Origin of the sequence: Fusobacterium sp. (genome assembly GCF_030528405.1) — a bacterium.
GTDB lineage: Bacteria > Fusobacteriota > Fusobacteriia > Fusobacteriales > Fusobacteriaceae > Fusobacterium.
Window position 1 is genome coordinate 1 of the sequence record NZ_JAUMYY010000068.1, and the last position, 2,255, is coordinate 2,255.

General features: G+C 25.4%; 2 protein-coding genes. One reads left to right on the forward strand and one right to left on the reverse strand.

The annotated features are described in order from the left end of the window. Positions 1–66 precede the first annotated feature (66 nt). A complete protein-coding gene (locus tag Q4A58_RS07925; protein ID WP_303118137.1) occupies positions 67–927 on the forward strand; it encodes a hypothetical protein in 861 nt (286 codons plus the stop codon). Between the two features lie 237 nt (positions 928–1,164). Here the strand turns inward: Q4A58_RS07925 and Q4A58_RS07930 are convergent, their stop codons facing one another. Continuing rightward, positions 1,165–1,902, reverse strand: coding sequence for a hypothetical protein (locus Q4A58_RS07930; RefSeq protein ID WP_303118138.1), 738 nt, complete (start codon positions 1,900–1,902; stop codon positions 1,165–1,167). Positions 1,903–2,255 lie beyond the last annotated feature (353 nt).

Consider the following 2,255-nt stretch of genomic DNA (forward strand, 5'->3'; position numbering starts at 1 on the left):
TTTTTTAATGCTTTATTTCATAACTTTGCCCCAGTTAATTTTTAAAATATAAAATATTAAAATAAAATGAAGCGAGTAATTTTAAGTTTAGCAGTCGTTTTAACGACTTTGGTGGGTATTGTTTCTTGTAATAGAAAACAAGAAGATTTAAAAATTGAACGAGCAAAGTTAGTAACTGCTCAGAGTTTGGAATTTGTAGGAATTGAACATAATAAAAACTTAGAGGAAGTATTTCAATTTTTAAGTAATAGATACAATCAAATAGATTTTTTTTCAAAATCTGATATTGAAAAGAAAAAAGAATTGGAAAATTTTTTGATAAAAAATACATTATTAAATACAAAATATCCTGAATCGACAAATAATTTGGGAGTAGAAAACATTAAAAAAGTTTTTAAAGTTAATGATAAAAGTATTCTTTTAGAAAATATTGAAGAAACTTTTTCCGTTAAAATACCAAATAATATAAAAGATTATTTAAAAGATTTAAAGATAATAATAAATCAAGTTTCTAAAAACAAAGACATTAAAGAAGATATCATTAATTTAGAAAAAAAAGTAGAAAAAGATGGTAAATTAACAGCTGAAGAAAAGATTATTGTTTTTTCTGCAACTCAAACAGCTAAATATTCTTCAATTTATTGGAAAGAAAATGCTAAAAAATGGAAGAATTTGAGATTTATAGCTTATGCTAATAATTATAAAATTCAATTATCAGAACATTCTAATATTAAAGAAACAGATGAATTTGATGATATTATTGAAGCAGATGTAGCAGGAGCAGTAGGAGGAGCAATAACTACTGCTGTTGTTAATGCTTTACCTGGTGCAGGTCAATTAGCATATGGTACTGCTATTATAGGTGGTGCTGCAGGAAATTCAGCTATTGAAGGGACTAAAAAATTTATTCGTTGGCTTTTTAAATAATTTAATTATATGAAAAGTAGTGTAGTATTTTTAAAATATTCAATAGGTATTTTAGCAGGGATATTAGCTTATTATGGAGTAGTTACATTGTTATTTGAAAAAGAATTTAATTTTTGGTTAGCCTTAACTGCTGTATGTTTAAGTTTATTTTTTGGTTTTTTAGGAAATAAAAGAAAAAAGAAAAAAGAATAAAATAATTATTTTGGATTTATCCCCTTTTTAAATAAAGGGGGATTTTTATTTCATAATTTCACCCGTTATAGGGTTTATTAAATCAGGCGTTTCTTTAAATAAATTACCCTGTTGTAAAAAAGATTTTTCTTTTTGTTGTTGTTGAATTTGTAAATCAGCTTGGGTTGATTGAGATGAAGCTATATTGTATTTATTATATACTTGGTTAGGTAATTTTTCTATGTGTTCTTTTTGTTGTTTTTTGTGTAAAAGTTCTTGTTTTTGTACTTCTTCTTCTGTTCCAACAACATATTCTACATATTTAGCAAAACGTTCTCCTTTACATACTATTGTAGGATTTAGCCAATATGTATGCTCTCTAATGTCACAAGCTATAATATTTTTAGCTATTAATTCTCTTAATCCTTTTAAAGGGGCTGTATGTGCTGTATAATTAACTTTTGCAAATTCTCTTTTATAATTAAAATAAACTCTATTATCATAATCCATTACTTTTATCAAATATAAAAATATATTTTGAGCAGTTTTTGATAATTCATATAAAATACTTATTTCAGAAGCGTATATTTTAGCGAATTGAGATTTATCTACAATTTTTCTCTTACCAATTAAAATTGCTTCATCTATTATTTCACCAGTGTTGGTGTCTACGAGAGCTTGACTTTTTGCAATAATAGTGTTTGCTCTTGGTTGTAAAAACATTTTTCCTTGTAATTCTACTACAAAAGGATTTGTTTCGTGCTTCTCTACCTCTAATAAAGAGGGTAATTTTTCTATTTTCATTTTTTACCTATTTAGAAAGTGCAAAATTACAAAAAGGAAATAAAATAACAAAATAAAATTTCCGTTTATGTATTTTTTTTATATATAAAAATTCCCTATTTGGTAGTGATTTGTTACCTATTAGGTTAAGTTTTGTTACCCAACTTTTTTAACATAATTTAACAGGTTAAAATATTGAAAATCAATTATTTAACACTTGATTTTTTAACATTTTTTCTCCACTCCCATTCTACCTCTTTAGTTTTTGGCTTCTTTTTATTTTTTTTCGCTACGCTCAAAAAAAATCGCCAAAAACTAAAATTTCGCCTCATACTTCGGCGAGGATTTTTTTAGCTTTTTGGAACTTCAAGCAG